Annotated in this window: 26 protein-coding genes and 1 pseudogene; 6 read left to right on the forward strand and 21 right to left on the reverse strand. The window is 39.3% G+C overall.

The window, feature by feature from the left end; genetic code table 11:
* Nucleotides 1-238 precede the first annotated feature (238 nt).
* Nucleotides 239-1,090 carry a quorum-sensing system transcriptional regulator Rgg gene (gene rgg, locus JQ841_RS03185; RefSeq protein WP_024056776.1) on the reverse strand — a complete coding sequence of 284 codons (852 nt, stop codon included), beginning with the start codon at nucleotides 1,088-1,090 and terminating at the stop codon, nucleotides 239-241.
* A gap of 124 nt (nucleotides 1,091-1,214) precedes the next feature.
* Between rgg and JQ841_RS03190 the strand changes: the two genes are divergently transcribed.
* Complete coding sequence (locus JQ841_RS03190) at nucleotides 1,215-1,556, forward strand: metal-sulfur cluster assembly factor (RefSeq protein ID WP_001204052.1); 342 nt, start codon at nucleotides 1,215-1,217, stop codon at nucleotides 1,554-1,556.
* Nucleotides 1,557-1,616: 60 nt separating this feature from the next.
* On the opposite strand, the gene ilvD is transcribed toward JQ841_RS03190, so the two are convergent.
* The 6 genes from ilvD to JQ841_RS03220 form a co-directional block, all read right to left on the reverse strand.
* Complete coding sequence (ilvD, locus tag JQ841_RS03195; protein WP_000137343.1) at nucleotides 1,617-3,320, reverse strand: dihydroxy-acid dehydratase; 1,704 nt, start codon at nucleotides 3,318-3,320, stop codon at nucleotides 1,617-1,619.
* Nucleotides 3,321-3,550: 230 nt separating this feature from the next.
* Entirely contained in the window at nucleotides 3,551-4,483 is a 933-nt protein-coding gene (locus JQ841_RS03200; protein WP_000986407.1) for a transketolase family protein, read from the reverse strand.
* Nucleotides 4,480-5,337 (reverse strand): transketolase, encoded by an 858-nt coding sequence (locus tag JQ841_RS03205; RefSeq protein ID WP_024056493.1) that lies wholly within the window; start codon nucleotides 5,335-5,337, stop codon nucleotides 4,480-4,482. The genes JQ841_RS03200 and JQ841_RS03205 overlap by 4 nt, the downstream gene beginning before the upstream one ends.
* Before the next feature lie 3 nt (nucleotides 5,338-5,340).
* On the reverse strand, nucleotides 5,341-6,687 hold the full coding sequence (locus JQ841_RS03210; protein WP_024056492.1) for a PTS ascorbate transporter subunit IIC: 1,347 nt from the start codon (nucleotides 6,685-6,687) through the stop codon (nucleotides 5,341-5,343).
* Between the two features lie 12 nt (nucleotides 6,688-6,699).
* Entirely contained in the window at nucleotides 6,700-6,984 is a 285-nt protein-coding gene (locus JQ841_RS03215) for a PTS sugar transporter subunit IIB (protein ID WP_000912476.1), read from the reverse strand.
* 3 nt (nucleotides 6,985-6,987) lie between these two features.
* Complete coding sequence (locus JQ841_RS03220) at nucleotides 6,988-9,018, reverse strand: BglG family transcription antiterminator (protein ID WP_024056491.1); 2,031 nt, start codon at nucleotides 9,016-9,018, stop codon at nucleotides 6,988-6,990.
* A gap of 235 nt (nucleotides 9,019-9,253) precedes the next feature.
* Between JQ841_RS03220 and JQ841_RS09890 the strand changes: the two are divergent.
* From JQ841_RS09890 to JQ841_RS03250, 5 genes and pseudogenes are all read left to right on the forward strand, one after another.
* Nucleotides 9,254-9,836 (forward strand): annotated as a pseudogene (locus tag JQ841_RS09890) (SPFH domain-containing protein).
* 2 nt (nucleotides 9,837-9,838) lie between these two features.
* On the forward strand, nucleotides 9,839-10,039 hold the full coding sequence (locus JQ841_RS03235) for a type II toxin-antitoxin system antitoxin (RefSeq protein ID WP_000796544.1): 201 nt from the start codon (nucleotides 9,839-9,841) through the stop codon (nucleotides 10,037-10,039).
* Nucleotides 10,040-10,190: 151 nt separating this feature from the next.
* Nucleotides 10,191-10,373: a 50S ribosomal protein L32 gene (rpmF, locus tag JQ841_RS03240; protein ID WP_000290417.1), complete on the forward strand. Its 183-nt coding sequence runs from the start codon at nucleotides 10,191-10,193 to the stop codon at nucleotides 10,371-10,373.
* A 15-nt stretch (nucleotides 10,374-10,388) separates the two neighbouring features.
* On the forward strand, nucleotides 10,389-10,538 hold the full coding sequence (gene rpmG / locus JQ841_RS03245) for a 50S ribosomal protein L33 (protein WP_001265622.1): 150 nt from the start codon (nucleotides 10,389-10,391) through the stop codon (nucleotides 10,536-10,538).
* A gap of 1,133 nt (nucleotides 10,539-11,671) precedes the next feature.
* Nucleotides 11,672-11,875 carry a CPCC family cysteine-rich protein gene (locus JQ841_RS03250; protein WP_125454806.1) on the forward strand — a complete coding sequence of 68 codons (204 nt, stop codon included), beginning with the start codon at nucleotides 11,672-11,674 and terminating at the stop codon, nucleotides 11,873-11,875.
* A 207-nt stretch (nucleotides 11,876-12,082) separates the two neighbouring features.
* Here the strand turns inward: JQ841_RS03250 and JQ841_RS03255 are convergent, their stop codons facing one another.
* From JQ841_RS03255 to JQ841_RS03325, 14 genes are all read right to left on the reverse strand, one after another.
* Entirely contained in the window at nucleotides 12,083-12,310 is a 228-nt protein-coding gene (locus JQ841_RS03255; protein ID WP_125454805.1) for a 16S rRNA processing protein RimM, read from the reverse strand.
* A gap of 38 nt (nucleotides 12,311-12,348) precedes the next feature.
* On the reverse strand, nucleotides 12,349-12,591 hold the full coding sequence (locus tag JQ841_RS03260) for a hypothetical protein (RefSeq protein WP_125454804.1): 243 nt from the start codon (nucleotides 12,589-12,591) through the stop codon (nucleotides 12,349-12,351).
* A gap of 43 nt (nucleotides 12,592-12,634) precedes the next feature.
* On the reverse strand, nucleotides 12,635-12,904 hold the full coding sequence (locus JQ841_RS03265) for a hypothetical protein (protein ID WP_125454803.1): 270 nt from the start codon (nucleotides 12,902-12,904) through the stop codon (nucleotides 12,635-12,637).
* An 83-nt stretch (nucleotides 12,905-12,987) separates the two neighbouring features.
* Nucleotides 12,988-13,263 (reverse strand): hypothetical protein, encoded by a 276-nt coding sequence (locus JQ841_RS03270; RefSeq protein ID WP_238395588.1) that lies wholly within the window; start codon nucleotides 13,261-13,263, stop codon nucleotides 12,988-12,990.
* Between the two features lie 10 nt (nucleotides 13,264-13,273).
* Complete coding sequence (locus JQ841_RS03275) at nucleotides 13,274-13,459, reverse strand: hypothetical protein (protein ID WP_125454834.1); 186 nt, start codon at nucleotides 13,457-13,459, stop codon at nucleotides 13,274-13,276.
* Between the two features lie 530 nt (nucleotides 13,460-13,989).
* Nucleotides 13,990-14,601: a 30S ribosomal protein S4 gene (gene rpsD, locus JQ841_RS03285; protein ID WP_000092756.1), complete on the reverse strand. Its 612-nt coding sequence runs from the start codon at nucleotides 14,599-14,601 to the stop codon at nucleotides 13,990-13,992.
* A 193-nt stretch (nucleotides 14,602-14,794) separates the two neighbouring features.
* Complete coding sequence (locus JQ841_RS03290) at nucleotides 14,795-15,847, reverse strand: HAMP domain-containing sensor histidine kinase (protein ID WP_203180102.1); 1,053 nt, start codon at nucleotides 15,845-15,847, stop codon at nucleotides 14,795-14,797.
* Nucleotides 15,847-16,542 (reverse strand): response regulator transcription factor, encoded by a 696-nt coding sequence (locus JQ841_RS03295; protein ID WP_000520651.1) that lies wholly within the window; start codon nucleotides 16,540-16,542, stop codon nucleotides 15,847-15,849. Before JQ841_RS03295 ends, JQ841_RS03290 begins: the two co-directional genes overlap by 1 nt.
* A gap of 123 nt (nucleotides 16,543-16,665) precedes the next feature.
* Entirely contained in the window at nucleotides 16,666-18,930 is a 2,265-nt protein-coding gene (locus JQ841_RS03300) for an SSURE domain-containing protein (RefSeq protein WP_203180103.1), read from the reverse strand.
* A gap of 115 nt (nucleotides 18,931-19,045) precedes the next feature.
* Entirely contained in the window at nucleotides 19,046-20,062 is a 1,017-nt protein-coding gene (locus JQ841_RS03305; RefSeq protein ID WP_203180104.1) for a glycosyltransferase family 2 protein, read from the reverse strand.
* A gap of 155 nt (nucleotides 20,063-20,217) precedes the next feature.
* Nucleotides 20,218-20,883 carry a potassium channel family protein gene (locus JQ841_RS03310; RefSeq protein WP_049544547.1) on the reverse strand — a complete coding sequence of 222 codons (666 nt, stop codon included), beginning with the start codon at nucleotides 20,881-20,883 and terminating at the stop codon, nucleotides 20,218-20,220.
* 13 nt (nucleotides 20,884-20,896) lie between these two features.
* On the reverse strand, nucleotides 20,897-22,276 hold the full coding sequence (locus tag JQ841_RS03315) for a TrkH family potassium uptake protein (protein ID WP_203180105.1): 1,380 nt from the start codon (nucleotides 22,274-22,276) through the stop codon (nucleotides 20,897-20,899).
* 33 nt (nucleotides 22,277-22,309) lie between these two features.
* A complete protein-coding gene (locus JQ841_RS03320) occupies nucleotides 22,310-23,074 on the reverse strand; it encodes a nucleoside phosphorylase (RefSeq protein WP_203180106.1) in 765 nt (254 codons plus the stop codon).
* A gap of 302 nt (nucleotides 23,075-23,376) precedes the next feature.
* Nucleotides 23,377-24,315 carry an ATP-grasp domain-containing protein gene (locus tag JQ841_RS03325; protein WP_203180107.1) on the reverse strand — a complete coding sequence of 313 codons (939 nt, stop codon included), beginning with the start codon at nucleotides 24,313-24,315 and terminating at the stop codon, nucleotides 23,377-23,379.
* Between the last annotated feature and the right edge of the window lie 9 nt (nucleotides 24,316-24,324).

Consider the following 24,324-nt stretch of genomic DNA (forward strand, 5'->3'; position numbering starts at 1 on the left):
GTTGTACTTGAGTACGGCAAGGAGACGTTGACGTAGTTTGAATTTGATTTTCGAAGAGTATAAGTTTTATGTGAAGTATGACTATAGTATAGCACTTAGAAATTTTAGAGGAAAAACTTTTGAATATATGCAACAAAAAAATGTGCACAAAGAAACGATAGAACTTATTTGATGACCTGAGAGAGCTCAACAATTCTATCACTTAAAATTTCAAATAATTTTCTTAGTTTGCAGATATTCAACAATCGGTCGTATTTCTATAGTATTCGGCAGATTTATTACACCCAAGCATCTCAAAAATACGGACAGCATCTTCCATCTTTTTCTGACCTTCCTTGACTCTGCCTTGCTTGCTATCAAGGAGACCTTCTGCCCACAAATAGACAATTCGGAAATAGGTTTCATTTTCATTGTAGAAATGCTCTTCGATAACACGTTTAAAATAAGAGGCATTGGTAAATTCTTCACACTCAATGCTAGCTAAAAAGCCATTCAATAGTATAGTGTGAAACAGGTTTCGATTACCAGACATTTCCATTAGAAAATCAGATTTACGTACCATCTCTCTAACATACCTAGTGAAAAGAGAAACAGATAGAAATGGTGAACTGACTGAAAATAAATTGAGTTCATAGATTCCCCAAATCTCGGTAGAAAACAAATAATCATGAAGAACTTTCCCTTCCTCTGCTGTTAACTCTACCCTTTCATCCATGCTCTTCATATAAGACTTGATAATAATGGCATTTAGAATATGTTTCTGTTTATTGTGAGAATGGGCATGCTTTTGATACTCCCTGCGATACAAGTCCTCAAGCGGAGCTATATTCTTTGGATCCAAGACATCTATGATTTCTTTTCTCAACTCAGAATCTGTATCATACTGAAAACCTCTCGCCAGAAAGAGAATTTCCTCTACACTAGCAGATATATTTTCTAGGGCAAATAAGAACTTTTCCACCGAAAGCTCACTCTGACCTGTTTCAAAGCGAGATAACATAGACGGCGAAAATTGTCCCCCAGTTGCTTGTCTCAGCGAGATATTTCTTGACTCTCGTAATTGTCTAAAGACTTTTCCAATCTGCTCCATAGGCTTCCCCTTGATTCAGTGTTTTCTTTATATTATCATATTTTTTCAGAAAATTCATCAAAAACTTGCCAAATTGTCAGAATTATGAGAAAATAGAGGATATTTATCACGTGGAGGGACTGTAATGAGAGACGATATCAAAATCAATGACCGGGCTTTGGCCTTGCAAGACCAAATTATCGAAAAACTAGAGAAGGTTTTTGATACAGATGTGGAATTGGATGTGTACAATCTAGGGCTGATTTATGAGATCAATCTAGACGAAACAGGCCTCTGTAAGATTGTCATGACCTTCACCGACACCGCCTGCGATTGCGCCGAAAGCCTGCCTATCGAAATCGTGGCAGGTCTGAAACAAATCGAGGGTATCGAAGATGTCAAGGTTGAAGTTACCTGGTCGCCTGCCTGGAAGATTACACGAATCAGTCGCTACGGCCGCATTGCCCTTGGACTGCCACCTCGTTAAGCAGGTAAATTACTTTTGAAGATGAAAAGAAGCAAGCCAAAGTTGGCTTGCTTTTTGAATTTACTTTTTACCTGACTTGTCCATATTCCAGAAGTCTGTCACGGCTCCGCGTGAAGCAGATGATACGATATGGGCATATTTACCGAGGACACCACGACTATAGAGTGGTGGCAAGGTTGTTTCTGCCTTGCGTTTTTCAAGTTCTTCTTCGGATACGGCCATGGAAATTTCTTTGGTATCTTGGTCAACCGTAACGATATCGCCTGTACGAAGGTAGGCAATTGGTCCACCATCCTGAGCTTCAGGAGCGATATGTCCAACAACCAGACCATAAGTACCACCAGAGAAGCGTCCATCTGTCAAGAGGGCAACCTTGTCTCCTTGACCTTTACCAACAATCATTGATGAAAGTGACAGCATCTCAGGCATACCAGGACCACCCTTAGGTCCAACGAAACGAACAACGACTACATCGCCATCAACGATTTCATCTGTCAGAACGGCCTGAATAGCATCTTCTTCTGAGTCAAAGACCTTAGCTGGTCCAACGTGACGACGCACTTTCACACCTGATACCTTGGCAACCGCACCGTCAGGGGCAAGGTTCCCGTTCAAGATGATAAGCGGACCATCCGCACGTTTTGGATTTTCAAGTGGCATAATAACTTTTTGACCTGGAGTGAGGTCTGCAAAGTCAGCCAAGTTCTCAGCGACAGTCTTACCAGTACATGTGATGCGGTCTCCATGAAGGAAACCATTTGCCAAGAGATATTTCATAACCGCAGGCACACCACCGACTTCGTAGAGATCTTGGAAGACATACTGACCAGATGGTTTCAAGTCAGCCAAGTGAGGCACACGTTCTTGAATCGTATTGAAGTCCTCAAGTGACAAGTCAACATTGGCAGCATGGGCAATGGCAAGCAAGTGAAGAGTGGCGTTTGTAGAACCACCTAGAGCCATAGTTACAGTGATAGCATCTTCAAAGGCTTCACGAGTCAAGATATCTGATGGTTTAAGACCTAGTTCCAACATCTTAACAACAGCACGTCCTGCTGCTTCGATATCTTCTTTCTTGTCAGCTGATTCAGCTGGATGAGATGAAGAGCCTGGCAAACTCATACCGAGAACTTCGATAGCAGTCGCCATGGTATTAGCTGTGTACATACCACCACAGCCACCAGGGCCAGGGCAGGCATTACATTCAAGACGTTTCACATCCTCAGCCGTCATGTCACCGTGATTCCATTTTCCGATACCTTCAAAAACAGAAACCAAGTCGATGTCTTTGCCATCAAGATTTCCCGGTGCAATGGTTCCACCATAGGCGAAAATAGCTGGGATATCCATATTAGCAATAGCAATCATAGAACCAGGCATGTTCTTGTCACAGCCACCGATAGCGACAAAGGCATCGACGTTGTGACCACCCATCGCCGCCTCGATAGAGTCCGCGATGATATCACGAGATGTCAAAGAGAAACGCATACCAGGCGTTCCCATAGCAATCCCGTCCGCTACAGTGATAGTCCCAAACTGCACAGGCCAAGCACCTGCTGATTTGACACCCTCTTTAGCCAATTTCCCGAAATCATGCAAGTGAATGTTACATGGTGTATTTTCCGCCCAGGTCGAAATAACCCCTACAATCGGTGTTTCAAAGTCCTTATCTGTCATACCAGTCGCACGAAGCATGGCACGGTTTGGTGATTTTACCATGCTGTCATAAATGCTACTGCGGTGACGTTTATCTAATTCAGTCATCTTATCCCTCCCATTTCAGTTTTTACTATTATAGCACATTTTAAAGGCAATGAACAGAAGAAAATTCTTGAATTTTCAGAAAATTCTATACACATATAAACATTTTAAATTAAAAACAACAAAGCGGATCAGGGCACTTTCTGATTACCAGAATATGCTTTTAATCCGCTTGCTTTAAATAACGTAATGTAATTTTTACAGAAGTTCTTTCAGATAAGTGTATTTAACATCTATCTTGCATTATAAAACTCTAGAACTTTCTCTTTTATATTCGATTCACTCAAACCATATTCATTAAGAAGATAATCCATTTTCCCTACTTGACCGAATCTTTCTTGAACACCCATCCGATGAATTTTTGTTATTCCATCATCAGAGAATAATTCACATAAAGCACTGCCAATTCCACCTATCTGATTGTGGTTTTCTACAGTAAATATAGTTTTTCCACTTAACATTGTTTTTATCTGTTCTGGTATCGGTTTGATTCTAAATAAATCTATCACACCTACTGAATAACCTAATTTAAACAGTTCATCCGCAACTCGAATACTTGGAGCAACCATTATGCCAGAAGCAACTATTACAACATCTTCACCGTGTCTTAACTCAATGTAGCCTTTAGAAAAATCTTCTCCACCTTGATATACAGCCTCTGGAGCTTTTCTAATTGTTCGAATATATTTTAGTCCTTTTAAGTCTAATGTCTGGTTCAAGATTTCACGAAATTGGATATCATCAGTTGCTTCGAAAATGATTGATTTAGGAATTAAACGTAACAATCCAATTTCTTCAAATGGCATATGTGTCCCACCATTCATTTCTGCAGTTACTCCTGCATCTGATCCAATCACAGTGGCATCCAATTGTGCGTATCCAAGAGAAATAAATAATTGATCAAATACTCTTCGTGAAGCAAAAGGGCCAAATGTATGAAGATAAGGTCTAAACCCCTGAATAGATAAACCTGCTGCAAGCCCGACCATTTCTGCTTCCATGATTCCAACATTCACATAACGGTCTCTAAAGTCCTTTTCAAGATTATTAGTAGCCATAGAACTTGACAAATCTGCTTCTAAAACTACTATATCAGAATAACTTTGGTTAGCCTCTAGAAGGAAATCTCTATACACATGTCGTAATTCTTTCGTACTTCTCATCATTCTGTTTCCTCCAATTCCTGACTTAATCTTTCTACAACTGAAGTTAACATTTGTCTCTCCTCTACAGTAGGGCGAAGATGATGATTGGATTTCATTTCTTCCAGCTCTCGAACTCCTTGACCTTTAATAGTATCTAATACAATACACTTAGGGGATGAATTATTTGACTGTTTTAATTGGATAATCCCTTCATAAATTTCTCTAATATCTGAACCATTGACCCTAATGGATTCAAACCCAAATGCTGAGAATTTTTCTACAAAATCACCTGGATTACAAATATCCTTTGTAAAACCATCTAATTGTTTTTTGTTATCGTCTACAAATACAATTAAATTAGATAACTGTTGATGAGAAGCAAACTGTATAGCCTCCCAACATTGTCCCTCATTTAACTCACCATCTCCAACAATAGCATAGGTATAAAAGGGACTTTTTCTTATTCTCTGACCATATGCAAGTCCGGTTGCAACACTAATTCCCTGTCCTAAAGAGCCAGTTGTCATATCTATGCCCGGCGTTAGATTTCTATCAGGATGAGACGGTAATTTGGTTCCATTTGTATTTAAAGAATATAAGAATTCTTTGTCAAAGAAACCATTCAAATAGAGTGTGCTGTACAAAGCTGGTCCAGCATGTCCCTTGGATAAAACAAAATAATCTCTATCTCGTGACGCAAATATTTCTGGAGTCATCGGCATTATTTCACCATAAAGCACTGCTAAAACTTCTACTATAGACAGACTCCCTCCATAATGGCCGAATCCAAGATGATTCAATGTTCTAAGAGTATTTAATCGGATTTTTGTTGCAAATTTTCTTAACTCATCTTCTCTATTTTCACTTAAAATCATCCCTTATTCCTCCTTTGCAGATGGCTTTTTAATAAAGGATACTCCAAACATAACTGCTAGAATAAGAACAAGACCAATAACAATGCCTGCTTGCGAGCCAAATTGATTCAACATTCCTAAAATAATTCCTGATAGACCAAAATCTGCATCTGAGAAAGTTGACCCTTGGAAACCAAGTCCTCCCAAAACTGGCATTAAAAAGACTGGAAGAAAACTAATTAAAATACCTTGTAAAAATGCTCCAATAGTGGCTCCACGAACACCACCAGATGCATTCCCAATGACACCTGCAGTCGCTCCACAGAAGAAATGAGGCACAACGCCTGGTAAGATGACAACCGTTCCTGAAGCAATCATAATTGCCATACTTACTAAACCACCAACAAAACTAGAGATAAATCCAATTAGGACTGCATTAGGTGCATAAGTATAAACAATCGGACAATCCAAAGCAGGTTTTGAATTAGGTACAAGACGCTCTGAAATACCTTTAAAGGCTGGAACAATTTCACCCAAAATAAGGCGAACACCTGCTAAAATAACAAATACACCTGCTGCAAATTGACCTGCTAATTGTAAAGCATAAACTAGACCACTTGTACCATTACTGATTTCTTTTTCTATATATTCTGACCCTGCAAAGATAGCTACAATAATGTAAATAACTGCCATAGATAAAGTAATACTAACAGTACTATCACGTAAAAAAGCTAAACTCTTTGGAAATTTAATGTCCTCTGTTGATTTTGATTTGTCACCGATAAGGCTACCAGTGAAACCACTTAACCAATATCCCAAAGAACTGAAATGACCTAAAGCCACCTTGTCATTTCCAGTTAATTGAACCATATATTTTTGCACAAATGCCGGGGAAACACTCATAATAATACCGAGTGCTAATCCTCCTAGTAAGATAAGAGGCAAACTTGTAAAGCCAGCAACTGATAAAATGACCGCAATCATACACGCCATATATAGAGTGTGGTGCCCTGTTAAAAAGATATATTTGAATCGAGTAAAACGAGCAATTAAGATATTGAATACCATACCTGCAAACATAATCATTGCAGTAGCTGAGCCATATGTGGTTAAAGCTACTGCTACAATTGCTTCATTATTCGGTACAACTCCAGATAAATGAAAAGCATGTTCAAACATGGTACCAAATGGATTCAAAGAATTTTGTACAATTCCTGCACCACCAGATACAACTAAGAAACCAACAAAGGTCTTAATTCCACCTTTAATAATATCAGGTAATTTCTTCTTCTGAAGAACTAATCCTAAGATTGCAATTAAAGCTACTAAAATAGCTGGTGTACTAACAATATCCAATATGAACTTCATCATGACGCTAGCCTCCTAAATAAGTCCTTTTTCTTCACAAAGTTTAGTAATTAATTCTCGTAGTTCATCCATATCAATAATACTATTTAAGATACGAACATCTCCAAGATGACTAGCTGAATCAGCTAAATCACGACCAACAATCCAAATATCAGCTGCATTTGGATCTGCTCCACCTAAATCATAGTGTTCAACTTCTACATCTGAAACATTCAAATCACTCAATACAGATTCAATATTCATCTGTACCATAAAACTTGAACCTAATCCTGAACCACAAGCTGTACCAATTTTTAACATTATCTAATCCTCCTGTTTAATTATCATTTCAATGTCATCATAGTTTTTTGATGATATTAAAGTTTGAACATGATTTTTATCTCTTAAAATTGTTGTTAAATGTGACAAAGCCTTTAAATGACTCTCATTATCAATAGCTGCAATACAAATCAACAATCTTACCTCTTGTTCTGGATTATCCAATAAATAAATCGGTTCTTCCAAAACTAACATTGACATTCCTATTTCATTCACACCTTCATCTGGCCGAGCGTGAGGAATTGCTACTCCCTTCCCTAAATTAATAAAAGGCCCAAACTCTTCTACTTTTTGAATCATTGCCTCAGGGTAGTTCTCAGTTATCTTATGTTGATCCAAAAGCGGTTTAGCTGCTAAACGAATTGCCTCCTTCCATCCTAATTTTTCCGAACTAACCTGATAAGTTTCTTTTGTAATTAATTCTTCTAACAATGGTAACACTTCCTTTCTGTTCATTTCTTGATAGAGATACCTCTTTAATGCTAATTTTAACTCTAATTCTTGTGTGATTACACTATATCGTCTTACTATGCTAATTATCTGATTAAGCTCAATATCTCGATAACCTGTATCTGGGAAATCTTTTGATACCAATTCAACTAACTGTGTTGTTTGTTCTTCCGTCATCATAACAGAAACTAGATAATTTGGCTTCTCTGTATCCACCTTTATAGTAGAAAAAACCATATCATAGTCACTACTAGTTTTCGCATATAAATCATCAATCTTTGAGGTTCCTATAAACTCAATTTGAGGGAATAATGCTAATAGATTCTCTTTTATCATCAATGAAGAACTAATTCCATTAGGACAGATAATTGCTGCTTTATAACATTTTTGAGGCAAATTGTCTGCTTTCTTTAAATATCCTCCAAAATGGATAACAAAATATGCTGTTTCACTATCAGGTATGGGCTTGTCAATAGCGTCCATCAAGGGAGTCAAAGAATCTTTTACTAGTTCAAATAAATCAGGATAATGTTCTTTAACATGCAACACATATTCATTTGAGCTAGGTAAGCCGAACTTTAATCTATAGTAAGCCGGTATAAGGTGGCGGCGAAGATTTTCTCTCAATACTTCTCTTTGTTTAAAATGTAACAAAGAAATATCTTCCATTCTACTTACAATAGCCTCTGTTAATTGATTAAAGTAAACCGGAGCAACATCTACTTCACCTTCAAAGCAACTTGATAATAAAACTGTGACATAGCGATAATCATCCTCTGAAAATACCGTATCTATAATTCCCAAATCAACTACTGTATCTAATAAAATAGTCGTTATATCTTGAATAATAGGAGATACTAATGTCTCTGAAAGACATACTCTTTCAACATCCCTTTGATACCTACATATAATGAATACTAAACCGAAAAGGCAAACTTTTAATTGATTAACAATAGGTACTATCTGTAGCTTTTCATAATAATCTTTAACTACCTGATCAATCAAATCATAAGTTAATGAATACCCCCAACTGGATAAAACATAATCCAACCCCCAAATCCCTATGGAGGATTCCAGCAACTCACTAACCATTTGAAAAGCTAAACGGTGCTTATTCCACTCTGAACCGTGTAAAGTATAACCTTTTGCTCTACTGTACCCTAGCTCCAAATCATTATCTAACATAATCTTTCTTAATGATTGAATATCAGATAAGGTTGTATTCTTACTTACTTTCAAAAAGTCTTGGTAATGATTATTCGATATAAAATCTAATCGGCAAAAAGTGTAAAGATAGATTAAAGCTAAGCGAGTCGACTTTGGTAAAACCAATTCATCCGACTTAATAATATCTGTCAAAGACTGCTTCGTACGATTTGATAAACTATAGCGACCTTGTTTTTTATCCAGCACTATCCCTTTATTAGCTAGATAAGGCACTAAATAATCTATTCCTTCTTTGACTTCCTTTATAGGTAAGCTCACCTTAACAGATAATTCATATAACGATAGCTCACAATGATCCATCAAAGTCATCAAAATAACTAGTGCTCTATAATCAAACATTTCTCTTCCTTTCTAACTACAATTATAGTGTAAAAGTTATAAGAATAAAAGAGTATTTCAGCACAATATAATCTCACTTCCTATAAGTAATTATTGGGCTGAAACTTTTTAGTGATTATTTGTCAACTTTCTATTAATTTTTAAAAACAAAATGATATCATTTAGATATCAAATAACAGAGGTCATTCTTATGACTGAAAAACTAATCAATTCATAACCAAATGGTGTATTAGCATTGATTCTCATTGAGTTGACAATCGTACTTGGTATCTTTATATTTAAAATGGGTGTTGGTTCGGAAAACATTTTTGGAATTATTATCGGACCTTTACTAATCGTAATTGCAACGCTAACTCATGCTGGTTTAAAAGTTGTCAAACCTCAGGAGGCTATGGTTCTGACACTCTTTGGTAACTATACAGGTACCATCAAAGAACCTGGCTTTTACTTTGTCAATCCCTTCAGCGTAGCAGTCAACCCTGCAAACCACACTCGACTTGGACAAAGTGGTGATGTTAGCACAAAATCTCCTTTTTTAGGAGCTAAATCATCAAATGACAATGACTGCTTAGGAAATCCTTGAAGCACGTATCACTTACCTAGCTTATGCTACAGAAATTACTACCATTATTGATGCCCGTAAGATGATTGTAGATGGTGCTGTAGGAATGGTTGAAATGGCCCTGGAACGTCTCAATGAAGGGGAATTGGTCGAGCTTGACGAAGAACGAAAAGCTGCCATGGTTTCAAATCTCCTAGTCGTTCTCTGTGGCAATCATGATGCACAACCAATTGTCAACACAGGAAGTCTTTACTAAAGATGGCTGAAGCTAAAAAAAAGCAGATCCCCCTTCGACTCTCAACAAAGTTATACGCTGCACTCGCATCATGGGCAGAAGACGACTTTCGTTCAGTCAATGGGCAAATCGAATATCTCCTCACAGAATGTGTCAAGCAACGGAAGAAAGACGGAAAATACGTATCAGAAACCATTGACGAACCATTTGAGATTGATATTTAAGACCTTCTCCTGTTTGCTGTGTCGGACAGGAGAATTTTTTCATCTTTTTTTGTCAAGTAACTTTACTTTACAAAAAAAATGTGTTATCCTAGTATGGTTGATGAAAATCAGTAGATTGAATCGAATATAAATACCTAAAGGAGAAATCAAAATGGCAGTACCTGCACGTCGCACTTCAAAAGCGAAGAAAAACAAACGTCGTACACACTACAAAGTAACAGCTCCATCTGTAAACTTTGACGAAACTACTGGAGATTACTCACGTTCTCACCGTGTATCACTTAAAGGATACTACAAAGGACGTAAAATCGCTAAAGCTGCATCAGCTGAATAATAGAAGGGAGATACCATGCGCGTAAATATTACACTTGAACACAAAGAATCTGGTGAACGCTTGTACCTTACTTCTAAAAACAAACGTAACACTCCAGACCGTCTTCAATTGAAGAAATACTCACCAAAACTTCGCAAACACGTTGTGTTTACAGAAGTTAAGTAAGCATTCAATACGAATCAATACAGAAGAAAAACGCATTCAAGCGTTTTTTCTTTTTATCAACTACCTTATATTTCAATTCAAACTCTTCTTATCCTACAATCTTTTTTGTCAAACTGATTTGAATCAGGTAATTTTAGCACTTTACTGCATTCTACTGCACCCTTCTGCACTTTACTGCACTTTACTGCACTCGAGTTAACCGATGTCATCATTTTTCACCTGTACTATATATGATGTATAAAATAGTTTTTTCATCATTTAACCTGTAAAATGGGGATTGGTGACACGGGTTCTAATTTCAGTGAAATGAACTCAAACCACAAACACACTTTGAGGAAAGATCAAAACAAACGCTTGAAATATCCAAACTTGTATGTTAGAATGAATCTACAGTGATGATAATTGTCTAACAAGGCAACAAAAAGCCCCAACGTTCCAGCGTTGAGGTTTTTTTGGCTTATCGCCCCTTAAAGGTTATTTCTTGCGTGAGTTAAGCCATTTCTCAAACAATGTTGTCAAAATATTGACTACTAAGGGTGCTAGAAAAATTGTGATGATAATTTCTAACATCGGCAACACCTCCCTTCATTAAATTGAGGGGGCCAAAATATTATATCATACCAGATTTATATCATCAATATCGTGTAATTTTTGGAATAGATAGACTTAGATACACAAATAACCTTACTAGCATCTCTAAGTAAACCCAGAAATCAACCTTTTAAGACAAAGCAAAAAGCCCACTGTTGTAGGCTTGCTGTAAGATATTTCTTAAAATTAAAGTATTTTATTATCTTGCTAGATTTAGATAGAGAAAAGTAGGCCTAAGCCTGCTCTAAATCTAACTTGATTTTCTCAAAAACTATTAAATTCAAATATGTTGAGAAAACATAAAGGGTAACAAAAAGGAACTTAAAATGATGAGTTCAGCAGGCAAGAAACTAGCACGGTCAAACGTGCTTTTTTATTACCTAATAATACTATCATACCACATCTAGAAAACTCACTCAATTATTAGCAATCACCCTCGATTTGCAGTATAATGATGGAAAGGTGCGTTGATATTGACGGTTCATCGAAAAATTGGGATACCATTACAATTACAATCAATGAATAGAGAAAGAGGGATTGATATGGATAAATCAAAAGAGACTTGGGTAATTGATGGATATTTATGGTTGCATTGCCCGGTTTGTGGAACTGAAGTTATGGACTACGACATCTGTGATGTCTGTCGTTGGCAAAATACAGGTATTATAAATATTGACGGTGGCCCAAATAAAATGACTCTAGCCGAAGCCAAAGAAGCTTACGCAAAAGGTTTACCGCTTAGATAACAAAAGCCCTAGATTCGTTTCTAAGGGCTGATTTATTTGCAAGGATAGGCAGGACTTTCGGGGCTCCTGCATTTCTCGACCCACTATAAGTGGCGCGTTGGTGACAGATTCTCAACCTCTATCCCTTCATATCTTAATTATAGCACTTTTTCTCAACTTTCAATCTGTGCATCTGAATTTATTGTCTATCTTTTTCTCTAGTGTACTTCAACCATATTGTACTTCAACCTCACTCATGATTTCCAGCAAAGTTTTCCCATTAATCTGTAAAGAAATTAACTCATCAAAAGATGCCACTTTATATTCATTATCTCCAAGGACGACTACAATGTCATAAACAGAATTAGAAAAAATACCACATACTTGACCCTTATAATCAAAAGAAGCGTCCCAACCATTGTCATACAATGCTTGTAAATCATCTAATATTGCCATAATATATCTTGATTCTCCTATATAAGATATTCCACAACTTATCCAAAGCCATACGAAAACTTATCTGGCAATTCTTTTCCTAACTTAATGCTTTTACTTAAAGTATCTTTTACAAACGAAGCGAATTGTCCTAAATCATCTCCAACATAGCTATATTCCAAAGTAATTTTATCGATAGTTGCAATTCCTTTACAACCTCCACTCACAATAGAATACTGCCTCTTAGAGGCTCCATCTTCTATTTTATACATCGTAATAATTTGTTTATCAATCTTTGTCATTTTCTATTTAGTGTGAAATAAGTGCTTGAATTATTCTTGGTGCTCAAAAATATAATTGCAACAAGGTATCAAAATCGTCTTTGAAAACATTTTGACTATTTTGCTTTATTTGCTCAATGATTTTATCCTTTGTATATCTGTCCAAAGGTAGCGTTTCGAACGCTTCTTCTTTTACTAAGAATTCGCCATTTTCTCCCTGGAATTCTTTTGTAATTTTTCTAATATGACTCTCGAAATCGATAGATTGAAGTTCTTCGTCGTTGATGTTATCTTCAATCGCATCTAGCAACAAACTGATTGAAATTTTAATCATCTTTAAATACCTTTATTTTCTATTATCCCTTATATGTCTTTTATCACAAACACCATATCATTACTACAATTTCTATCGATCCATTAAGATTCGCTATTCGATTTTCTAAATACCGCCTCTTTATTCATCAAGTCATCCTCAGTGTAGTCAATCGTAAATGTATCTATTTCTAAGATCGATTTAGGTGGAGTTGAATGAATCATAGGGACACTACGTACCCTATACTCTTTTTCTCCAATTCTAACAAACTGATTTATTTTCAAATCTGAAAAATCAGGATTCTCAACAGTAATTGAAACAAGACGATTCGTAATTTTATAAACATCAATTATCTTATTTTTCACGATTAATTTATCCATAATTATTATTTCAAAACTTGCGTTCTAGGGAATCAAAACCAATTTTCGATTTAATACTATCAAATAAATCTAAAATAGAGTGGGGAGTGTCTTTCTTAAACGATAAATAAGGTTTATTTTGGTCTGGATAAACTTGGTCAACCCACTCATCAATTTGATTATAAAAAATCAATAACTCTTTGCTTGGTGGTATCATCAAATCTAAAACGAAACCTCCTTTACTTTAACTTCATTATAAACTTTCCTATCCTAATATTCAATCCACAGGACACCATTACAATAGCTTTTTAGCTTCTTTTCTACTTCGTCAGTGGTCAAGCTGCTACTCCTTTATGATATAATTAGTTTAAAGAGAAGTGAGGTAGAAATGATAGTGTCGCTACGCAACTTCATAGTATGAGATGACGGGACAGGCACACCGTCCACTACTCTTGAGCGCTTAGATTATTCTAAGTGCTTTTTTTGCATTTTCTCGGCGTTCGCTCTTGGTTCAAGTCCATTCTCCATACTATTTGGTAAGGAATTAGGTCATTCTACACTGGCTATGACTATGGACACTTACAGTCATCTCTCCAAAGAAAAAGCAAAAACAGCTGTCTCATTTTATGAGAAAGCTGTAAGTTCGTTATAAGTGATGACAAAAATGATGACAAACCCAGAAATCAACGTTTTAAGACAAAGCAAAAAGCCCACTGTTGTAGGCTTTCTGTAAGATATTTCTTAAAATTAAAGCATTTTGTTGTAGAATTCAACGACAAGTGCTTCGTTGATTTCTGGGTTGATTTCGTCGCGTTCTGGCAAGCGAGTCAATGAACCTTCCAATTTTTCAGCGTCGAATGATACGAATGCTGGACGTCCAAGAGTAGCTTCTACTGCTTCAAGGATAGCTGGAACTTTCAATGATTTTTCACGAACTGAGATCACTTGACCTGGAGTTACGCGGTATGATGGGATATCAACGCGTTTTCCGTCAACAAGGATGTGACCGTGGTTTACGAATTGACGAGCTTGACGACGAGTAGTCGCAAGACCAAGACGGTAAACAACGTTATCCAAACGGCGTTCCAAAAGAAGCATGAAGTTGAAACCTAGGATTCCGCCTTTGATTTTTGTAGCTTGTACGAACAAGTTACGGAATTGTTTTTCACCTACACCGTAAGTGAAACGAAGTTTTTGTTTTTCAGCCAATTGCAAACCGTATTCTGACAATTTAGAACGGTTGTTTGGTCCGTGTTGTCCTGGTACGTAGTTACGACGTGCCAATTCTTTACCTGTACCTGTAAGTGAAAGGCCTAGGCGACGAGCTTGTTTCCAAGATGGTCCTGTATAACGTGACATGTATATGTCCTCCTGATATAAATAATATTCGGTGGAAATAGTCACTTAGAAAGCCCTGATTCGTGCAGATGCCCTTCGCCTAAACAGCCAAGGTTACTTATCATAAGACACCTGTTGACGAGCTTCATGCTTTCCTGCTGATATTTCACACAAAATCCATTCTACCATGAATAGCTAGATTTGTAAAGGGGTTTTAAGCTTTATTTTCATTGCCAGAGAGGTTAAGAAGGAGGGTAAAGGTGCTTCCTAGACCGTACTGGCTAGTAACTGTGATTTCTCCACCCAATTGATGGGCCAATTCACGCGCAATCGCAAGTCCTAAGCCATGACCACCTGTTTTCATGTTACGCGAAGTTTCTACACGATAAAGGCGTTTGAAAATATTCTCCAAATCCTCTGGGGCAATCCCCTGCCCCTCATCGGTCACACTGATTGAAAGCTGGCTCTTCTCCAGCTTAGCCACCACTTCCAGCTTGGTTCCTGGAGCTGAGTATTTAAAAGCGTTATTGACCAGATTCACCAAGATGCGAGAAAGCTTGGCATAATCTCCTTCAATCCGGGCAGATTCTGGGATTACCTGCAAATGGACATCTCGCTCCTCCTGCTCAATCAAGAACTGAAATTCACTCATGCACTCAATCAAGAGCTGGTCCAGAAAAATACTGTCTTTGCTGGCAGTTTCCACCTGATTTCTAGCTGTGTTTAGAGTCAAAAAATTCAACTCCTCAACCAGTTTATTGAGTCTTTCAGTCTGACGCCCAATGGTTGCTAGATAATGGTCCTGTTCTCCTTCCTTGATAACCCCATCCAAAATCCCTTCTACCGTCGCTTGGATCGAAGTGATGGGGGTCTTGATATCATGTGAAAGTTGAGCAATCATCAAGCCCTTTTCTCGTTCGCTTTCTTCCAAGGAATCAAAGGTGGCCTGCAAATCATGGGACATTTCATTGAAAGCTTGGCCTAATTGCTGGAATTCTACAGGACCTTGAACCTCCAGATTTGAAGGAAAATCCTTGTCCGCTACTCGCTTGGCATGTTCCTTGAGTTTGCCCAATGAAGTAAAGACTGGCGATAGGAGAAAGAGACTAATCCCAGCACCGACAAGGCTGGCAACGATGGTCATTCCAAGCAGAAAGTAAATCTCGCTTTTCTCAATCAGCATTTTTTGAACAGCCCAAAAAACCACGATAATCGTTAGGAGTGTTGAAATGACATACCCCACTAAAATATAACTTTTTAATTTCATTAACTACCTCGTGCTTTCTCAATTTTGTAGCCCAAGCCCCAGACGGTTTTGATGGTGGGTGTTTCTGAACTAGCATGTTTAGCCAACTCCTGTCGAAGAGCATGAATATGAACATTCAAGGTATTGGTGTCATCCACATAGTCTTCTTGCCAGACCTTTTCATAGAGGTCTGTCTTAGAGAAAACCCGCTCTGGATTGCTGGCTAAAAGCCATAGAAGTTCGAAGGATTTGACGGTCAAATCAAGCGCCACATCTCCAACTTGGACCTCATGGCTACCATGATTCATCCGTAAATCCCCGAGACTGACAACCTCTGTCTCACCTCCACGATGAAGGCGACGCAAGATATTGTGGACACGCAAAACCAGCTCACGAGGGCTAAATGGCTTGGCAATAAAGTCATCTGCCCCTAAGCTCAGGCCATAAATCTTGTCCTGCTCGCTAGTCTTAGCCGTGATAAAGAGAAAAGGCTGATCTGGAGATTGATACTGAACTTCGCTAATCAAATCATAACCATCCATCCGAGGCATCATGATATCTGTAATAATCAAATCAATCGGTTTTCGCTTGAAGATTTCCAAGGCCTCTACTCCATCATGGGCCACCAAAACCTGATATCCTGCCTGAACCAGATAACGTTGATGAATATCTGTGATTTCTACCTCGTCGTCAACGAGTAAAATTGTCTTTCCCATCTGTCTCTCCTTTGAAAAAAACAGTGCTATACCACAATAGTATAACACTATTTTAATCTCTTTACGAACATTCTAAACGATATCTGGATTTTTCATATCCTAGATAGAAAGTCTGTAGCTAGACTAGTCATTTTCTTCTTTTTTAGCTTTCAAACCGAGTCCACCTAGAAGTCCGGCCAAGGCGAGTCCAAAGAAACCAAGAGTAGCCATTGATGTTTGGGCTTCACCAGTATATGGAAGCATGTCTTTTTGGTCTTTCATTTGATCAGCCATCATTGGACTTGATACCTTGTTATTAGATACCATCTTGCCTTCATCAGACATTTTGCTTGAGGCTGCTGGAGCTTGATCTTGTTTCATGCTTGGTGTTGCCATTGGCTGGCTAGCATCCATGGTTTTATCCTGCTCTTTGTTAGGCATCATCTTATCCTGACTAGCAGCTGGCATTTTAGATTTCATCTCATCTTGATTGGCACTAGGCATTTGAGCGTTCATCTTAGATGCATCTTGATGACTATTCATCATTGGAGCCGGCATAGCTGAACCATTAGAAGATGGGACGAAACCTGACTGCATCGGAATTAGAGACTGATGTCCATGCAAGTTCACTGTCAAATCTTTTGTCGCTACGAGATTGCTCAAATCAGCCTTGCCATCTTTGGCACCGTATACCTTGATAGTTGCCTTGTAGCTTTGAGTGCCGTTTTGTTTCAAGAGGTCTAGAAGTTCTTTATCTGATTTGCCTTGAGTTCCTGCCAAGTCTACTTCATAGAAGTAAAGGCCTTTGCCCAAGTTTTCTACTGGTGGGAGAGCGGGGTTTTTAGCTGAACCGTTGTCTGACCATGGGGCCTGGTCAGAAGCTTTCAAAATCAGACGAGTTAACATACCGTCACCAGCGAAAAATTCGTATGGAATAACTTGATTGACACCAGCTGTGAATGGGCCTGGGAAGTTCGCTTTGTCCAAGTAAGTTGCTGGAACATCCACTGTGTCTTTAGTATTATCAGCTACGCCTTTTTGGACTTCAGCTGGAGTAGTCAAGCCATTCAAGTTGACATTCAAATCTTTTGTCGCTACGAGGTTGCTCAAGTCTGCCTTGCCATCTTTAGCACCGTACACTTTGATAGTAGCTTTATAACTTTGAGTACCGTTTTGTTTCAAGAGGTCTAGCAAGTCTTTGTCTGATTTTCCTTGAGTGCCTGCCAAATCTACTTCATAGAAGTAAAGGCCTTTGCCCAATTTCTCTACTGGTGGAAGGGCGGGATTTTTAGCTGAACCATTGTCTGACCATGGAGCCTTGTCTGAGGCTTTCAAGATGAGACGAGTCAACATACCGTCTCCGGCGAAGAATTCATATGGAATGACTTGGTTGACGCCGGCTGTGAATGGGCCTGGGAAATTCGCTTTATCCAAGTAAGTGGCTGGGACGTCTACTGTGTCTTTGGTATTGTCAGCTACGCCCTTTTGCACTTCAACTGGAGTAGTTAAGCCATTCAAATTGACATCCAAATCCTTAGTCGCTACGAGGTTGCTTAAATCGGCCTTGCCATCTTTAGCACCGTAAACCTTGATAGTTGCCTTGTAACTTTGAGTGCCGTTTTGTTTCAAGAGGTCTAGAAGCTCTTTATCAGATTTACCTTGGGTGCCTGCCAAGTCTACTTCATAGAAGTAAAGTCCTTTGCCTAATTTTTCTACTGGTGGAAGAGCTGGATTTTTAGCTGAACCGTTGTCTGACCATGTAGCCTTGTCTGAGGCTTTCAAGATAAGACGAGTCAACATACCGTCTCCGGCGAAGAATTCATATGGAATGACTTGGTTGACGCCGGCTGTGAACGGACCTGGGAAGTTGGCTTTATCCAAGTATGTAGCTGGAACGTCTACTGTGTCTTTAGTATTGTCAGCCACACCTTTTTGAACTTCGGCTGGAGTGGTTGCTGGTTGAGCTTCATTTGCTTCACGGTCTTGTCCAGTAACTGCAGGAGCAGGATTTGTCACAGGTTTAACCGCATCTTCTGTTTCTTTCTTAGACTCTGGTTTTGCTTGCACTTCTTCTTTAGGTGCTACTACTTGGTCTTTAGCAGCCACATCCGCTTTCTCTGGAGAGTTTGTAGTATCCAAGCTTGCTTTGGGTGCTGAGTCTGCCTGTTCTGAAGGAAGAGCTGTATCGACTGCTTCTTTGAGAAGTTCTGCTGGCAAGTCGCTCTTTTCACTCACTGAAGCAGCATCTGGTACGACTTGAGCAGGGATTGGATTGACTACATCGGCACGTGCAGAACTTGGTTGCCCAACTAGGACAAAGAAGCCACTGGCCACAACAACTGAGGCGACACCGACACTAAGACGGCGAATAGACCAACGTGTATATCTTTGATTTGGATTGAATTTCATAGGATTCTCCTTAGAGTTTTTCTTTATTTGATGACTCTAGTATAATCTCCTAAAATTAAAAAGGATTAAGAAAAAGTTAAAATTTTTCTTAAATCCCTCTTATAAAATACTTATATTAATTAAATCCATAAACAGATTTGGTGATTTGATAGACGACATTGGACAGTTTGCGAGCTGGCAAGACCGAATGTTTGGTCAAACGGCTGAGCATGGTCTTCCGAATAGCCTGAAAGACCTCTGGATTTTCCTGCTGAATATAGATCCACAGCTCCCGTTTTTTGGCCAGATGCTCTGCTGTGCCTGCTCGGTTGAGCAGGGCACTGGAAATCACTGTCGTAATCTCAATATGATTCAACAGATATTCTCGCATTTTTGGATGACTCACTTGGGATAAATCAAGCTGGTCTACCAAGAGTCGATTGACCTTGAGTTGTTGATCAATTCGCTTAATCATCACTTGCTCATTGACAGACTGGTCCTCACGCCCAATCAAATAACGATAGAAGTCGACAGGCAGATAGTACATGGTCTTAACCTGCTGAAGGGGGGTAAAGACAAAGAGATTATCGACATAAAAAGTATGCTCAGGCAATTGGAACTGGCTCGCTCGCAACAAATCTGTCCGGTAAATCAGCGAGTGCATCATGATATACTGGCCTTTGGAGAAATTTCCGACCTGGTCCCAGCCAAAAATCTGTTGAACAGGCAAGACTGACTCGTAACTCATACTCTTCTTACGAGACTGACCTTCCTTTTCATATACAAAATTAGTCACAAAGGCATCAACCTCCTGCCCCTCACTCTCTAGTTCCTGCAAGGTTTCAAGAATTTTTAAGTAGGCACGAGGATCCACCCAGTCATCACTATCCACTACTTTAAAATAGCGTCCAGAAGCCTCTGCCAAGCCACGATTGACAGCACCGCCATGGCCCTTATTCTCCTGATAGATGGCTCTAACGATGTTAGGATACTTGCTGGCTAAACGCTCAGCGATTTCCTGAGTCTGGTCCTGAGACCCATCATTGATAATCAAAATCTCAACTTGCTCACCACCAATCACTAGCGACTCCACACAGTAATGAAGATAGGCTGCGGCATTATAGCTAGGAATGGCGATAGACAATAACTTCATAATCTACTCCTTTAGGGGACTGATTTTTTCTTTCTCTCTTGTCACTTCTTTCTATTCTACCATAAAGTCCAGCTTCTGAAGGACTTTTACTAGAATACAAGGGTTGCTATCTCTATTTGCTATTTTGAGCATCAAAAAAGAGGGGATTCCCCTCCTTACGAATTTAATTCTACCAAGTCATCTAGATACTGGTTATTTATTACTGCCAAGATATAGGCATCTGCCCTCAAGAGATCATTAGGGCCAAACTGGACATCCAAGGGTGAATTTTCTTGTTCACGAAATCCTAGGACATTGAGGTTGTATTTGCCACGTAGATCTAGCTGGCTCAGGCTTTGACCTGCCCAGACACTCGGAATTTTCATCTCCACGATAGACACATTTTTATCCAGCTGAAAGACATCAACATTGTTATGAAAGAGAATGGTCTGCGCTAGAGACTGCCCCATTTCATACTCAGGTGAAATCACCGAGTCAGCACCGATTTTTTCTAGCACCTTCTTAGCTGTCTGGCTTTTGACCTTGGCAATAACCCTTGGTACCCCTAGACTCTTACAATGCATAACTGCAAGCACACTCGATTCCAGATTTTCCCCTGTTGCCACTACAACCGTATCACAGGTATCAATTCCTGCAGTTCTGAGGAGTTCCTCGTCTGTAATATCGCCCACAACTCCACGCGCCAAAACTGGCTCAAATTGATTGATACGCTCGGCGTGGTCGTCAATAGCAATGATATTCATATCTTGCTTGGCAAGGGCCATCAGGACACTACTCCCGAAAATCCCCAAGCCTAAAATTCCAATCGTACGATCTGACATCATTCTTCCTTTCTTATCCAATACTAATATCTGCTTTCATATACTGAATCAAATCTTTCTTATCAGGCTGGTAATCCGCTAGACTAACCAGCAAGGTCAAGGGACCGATACGGCCAATAAACATGAGCACCATGACAATGCTGAGAGCTAGCTTGCCCAATTCTGGTGTCAGATTTGCCGTTACCCCAACTGTCGCAAGAGCTGAAATGGTCTCAAACATAAGGTAGATAAATCGCGGTGTTCCTTCTGCCGTAATTCCCAACAACACCAAGCCCAACAAGAAGGTCATCAAAAAGATAATGAAGACACTAAAGGATTTTTGAACTGTTCGAGCCTCAATAGTTCTCTGCGCAACATTGGCATGAGGTAAACCCAGCAACTCACTACGAGCAAAGACCAACAAGACAAAGAAGGTCGTAATCTTGAGCCCCCCAGCCGTTCCTCCAGGCGCCCCACCCAGAAACATCTGTAGGATATAGATAAACAGGGTCACAGGCCGAGCTTGGGTGTAGTCAATAGAGGCAAAACCAGCCGTTCTCATGCTGACGGTTTGGAAAAAACTAACCAGCACTTTCTCTGGAACACTGAGATTGCCAATGGTTCCTGGATTGTGCCATTCCGTAAAGAGTGTAGATACTGTCCCAAACAGCAAAATCCCTGCAGTTAAGAAGAGAACCAGCTTGGTGTGGAAACGTAGACGGCGTTTTTTCTTCTTGTCAAACTGGGTTGCCAAGTCAAACCAGACCATAAAGCCGAGACCACCCGTGATAATCAAGCCAGCAATGACCAGATTGATCAAGGGATCCGTCTGAAAAGCCACTAAACTGCTACTGCCGAAATTATCAAAACCAGCATTACAAAAGGCTGAAATGGCTAAAAAGATAGAGGTGAAAATGCCTCGTCCCCAGCCGAACTCAGGAATAAAACGGAAACTAAGAAGAAAAGCTCCCAAACCCTCCACCAGAAAAGTCGTCAAAAAGATGGAACGCATAAAAGACTTCAAAGACTTACTTTCCCCATAACTAAAACTCTCCTGAATAGTTTCACGACTACGCAGACTAAGCTTTTGTTTCCCCTGAATATAAAAGACCCCGATAAAAGTCATGAGTCCCAGACCACCAATCTGGATCAAGAGCATACAAATCAACTGCCCCCAGATATTATAGGTAGTAGCCACTGGTTGCGTAAAAAGGCCAGTCACACAGACCATAGACACCGTCGTAAAGAGATGGTCAAAATAAGTAGCCTGCGAACCACTTACCTGAACAAAAGGTAAGCTCAAAAAAAGAGAACCTATAAAAATAACTCCAGCGAAACTTAAAAAAATCCGACGAGCTGGTGAAAGTCCACCCAAGGCTCTTTCAATTTTTTTCACAAATAATTTGAATAACATACATCCATTGTACCATAAAAAGAAGAAGAGTAGCTAGATCTGAAAGGCAATCTCAAGACAGAGTTCCAAGGCCTTTTCGAAAGCTTCTGAACCCCAGTCACGACTGTCGTACTGGTCCAAGTCAGCAAGAGAATCTGCTGTAAACAACAACTCTCCCCAGAGAACGCCACGCAATTGAGCTACTGCCGCAAGTGCAGAACACTCCATCTCCACAACAGCACAGCCTTCCTCCTTGCGATAAGCTACCTTTTCAGCCGTTTCTCGGTAAAAGCCATCTGTCGTCCAGGTTATGACTTCCTCATAGGGAATCCCTTTGGCTTCCAAAACTCGCTCAATGGCAGCAATAGCCTCTGGCTGAATTTCCATATAACGAGAAGGCGCCATATAGTGGTAACTGGCACCCTCATCTCGTAAAGCCCGAACAGGGACGAGAAAGGCATTCTCCTCTATATCAGCTAGCACACCACAGGTTCCAGTGGAAATTATCTGCTCCACACCATAGCTAATCAACCAATCCATAAACTGGGCCGCTGGGGCAGAACCCACAGGAGCCTGAGCCAGACAAATTTCCTCGCCCTTATAGTTCACAACATAGACTGGATAGGTCTTGGTGGCAGAAACGAATTCGCCCACACAGTCCGCCCCTACTTCCCTCGCATAACGGTCAATCTCCTCACCTAAAAAAGCATAGACACACTTCTTGGGCAACTGCAAATTCAACCCCTCGTGATTAGGCATGATGACCGCCTGAGGATTGTCGTCAAACTCTAAAATGGGAATCACATGTTTCTGAATCATAACCCACCTCCTCTGATTTTGTACTATTGTATCAAAAGCTGGCAGAGTGTCAAGGAGGAAGCTAATGAACTGAGGAGAAAAAAATCTCAGTATTCTTGGAATTCTCAACACTAAGTGATTTCATAAATCATAAGGAATTAGGGCAAACATCGCAAACGTAACCCCTCTACAATTAAAATCTGAAGAGGGGGCGTTATATATTAGTAGTTGTTGATGATAACTGTCACCTTAAAAAAAGTATTTATGTCTTACTCTATCTAGAAGCTATTATCAAATTTTTAAAAGATCAACTTCCAAGATGATCATTCACTATAAAGAGCTTCTAACTCCCTCTTTAAATATTCAGCCAGATGTTGATGAGCAAAGATGTCAGCATTCTGTTCCGCTGTAGGATTATAGTTTGTATTGGTATTTACATCATACACATAAATATCTCCGCTTTCTGATTGAACCCATTCTATAGCCGCCACATCAATATGAGCATTTTTAAGGAAGGCTTCATAAGCTTCTTTTTGAGATTCTGGTAGAGGTTCTGTAATTTGGAATTTTTCAGAAGTTTCCAGTTGTTCTGGCCTCTTACCGATTTGACAACCATCTGCTGGACAAAGTTGGAAACCATCTGAAGAATCAATTGAAACAGTATAAAGGAACTTCTGATTGATAAACTCTGAACGACGGATACGACCATCACTTGGTTTGATGTAGGCTTGTAACAAGGTAATCCCGTCCACTGAAGGTTCAAAGAGGGAACTATTAACATAAACTTCAAGTTCCTCTTCATTTTGGAAAAGTTGAACTCCTAATCCTTTTCCTGCTCTATTATGCTTGGTAATCAAAGGATAGATATTCAATTTCCTTGCTGCTTCAATAATATTTTCCGGTCCCAAAACAGCAACTGTTGCTGGAGTCTCAATACCAGATTCATTTAATTTCAAATATTGTTTCACCTTACTGATTTCTAGATTGATGGCTCCCGTTCCATTAACTACTTTACGTCCATGAGCCTCTAGCCACGTAAGCACCTGCTCCGTAAACTCTGGTGCATAGCGATGCCCTCTCGTATGAGAAGATGCGGACATCCTATTATAAAAAATTCCTTGTGGAGGTGGGCTTTGAAGATCTAATATCCCACTCGATAGATCCCATAATTCATAAGGTACTTGTATTTTTTCTAACCATTTTACTAAATGCTGTGTCCATTCAATATTTTCATGAATCACATAAACTTTTGCGTTACTCATAAGTCCTAT

It is taken from the genome of Streptococcus mitis (assembly GCF_905187535.1).
Lineage (GTDB): Bacteria > Bacillota > Bacilli > Lactobacillales > Streptococcaceae > Streptococcus > Streptococcus mitis_BS.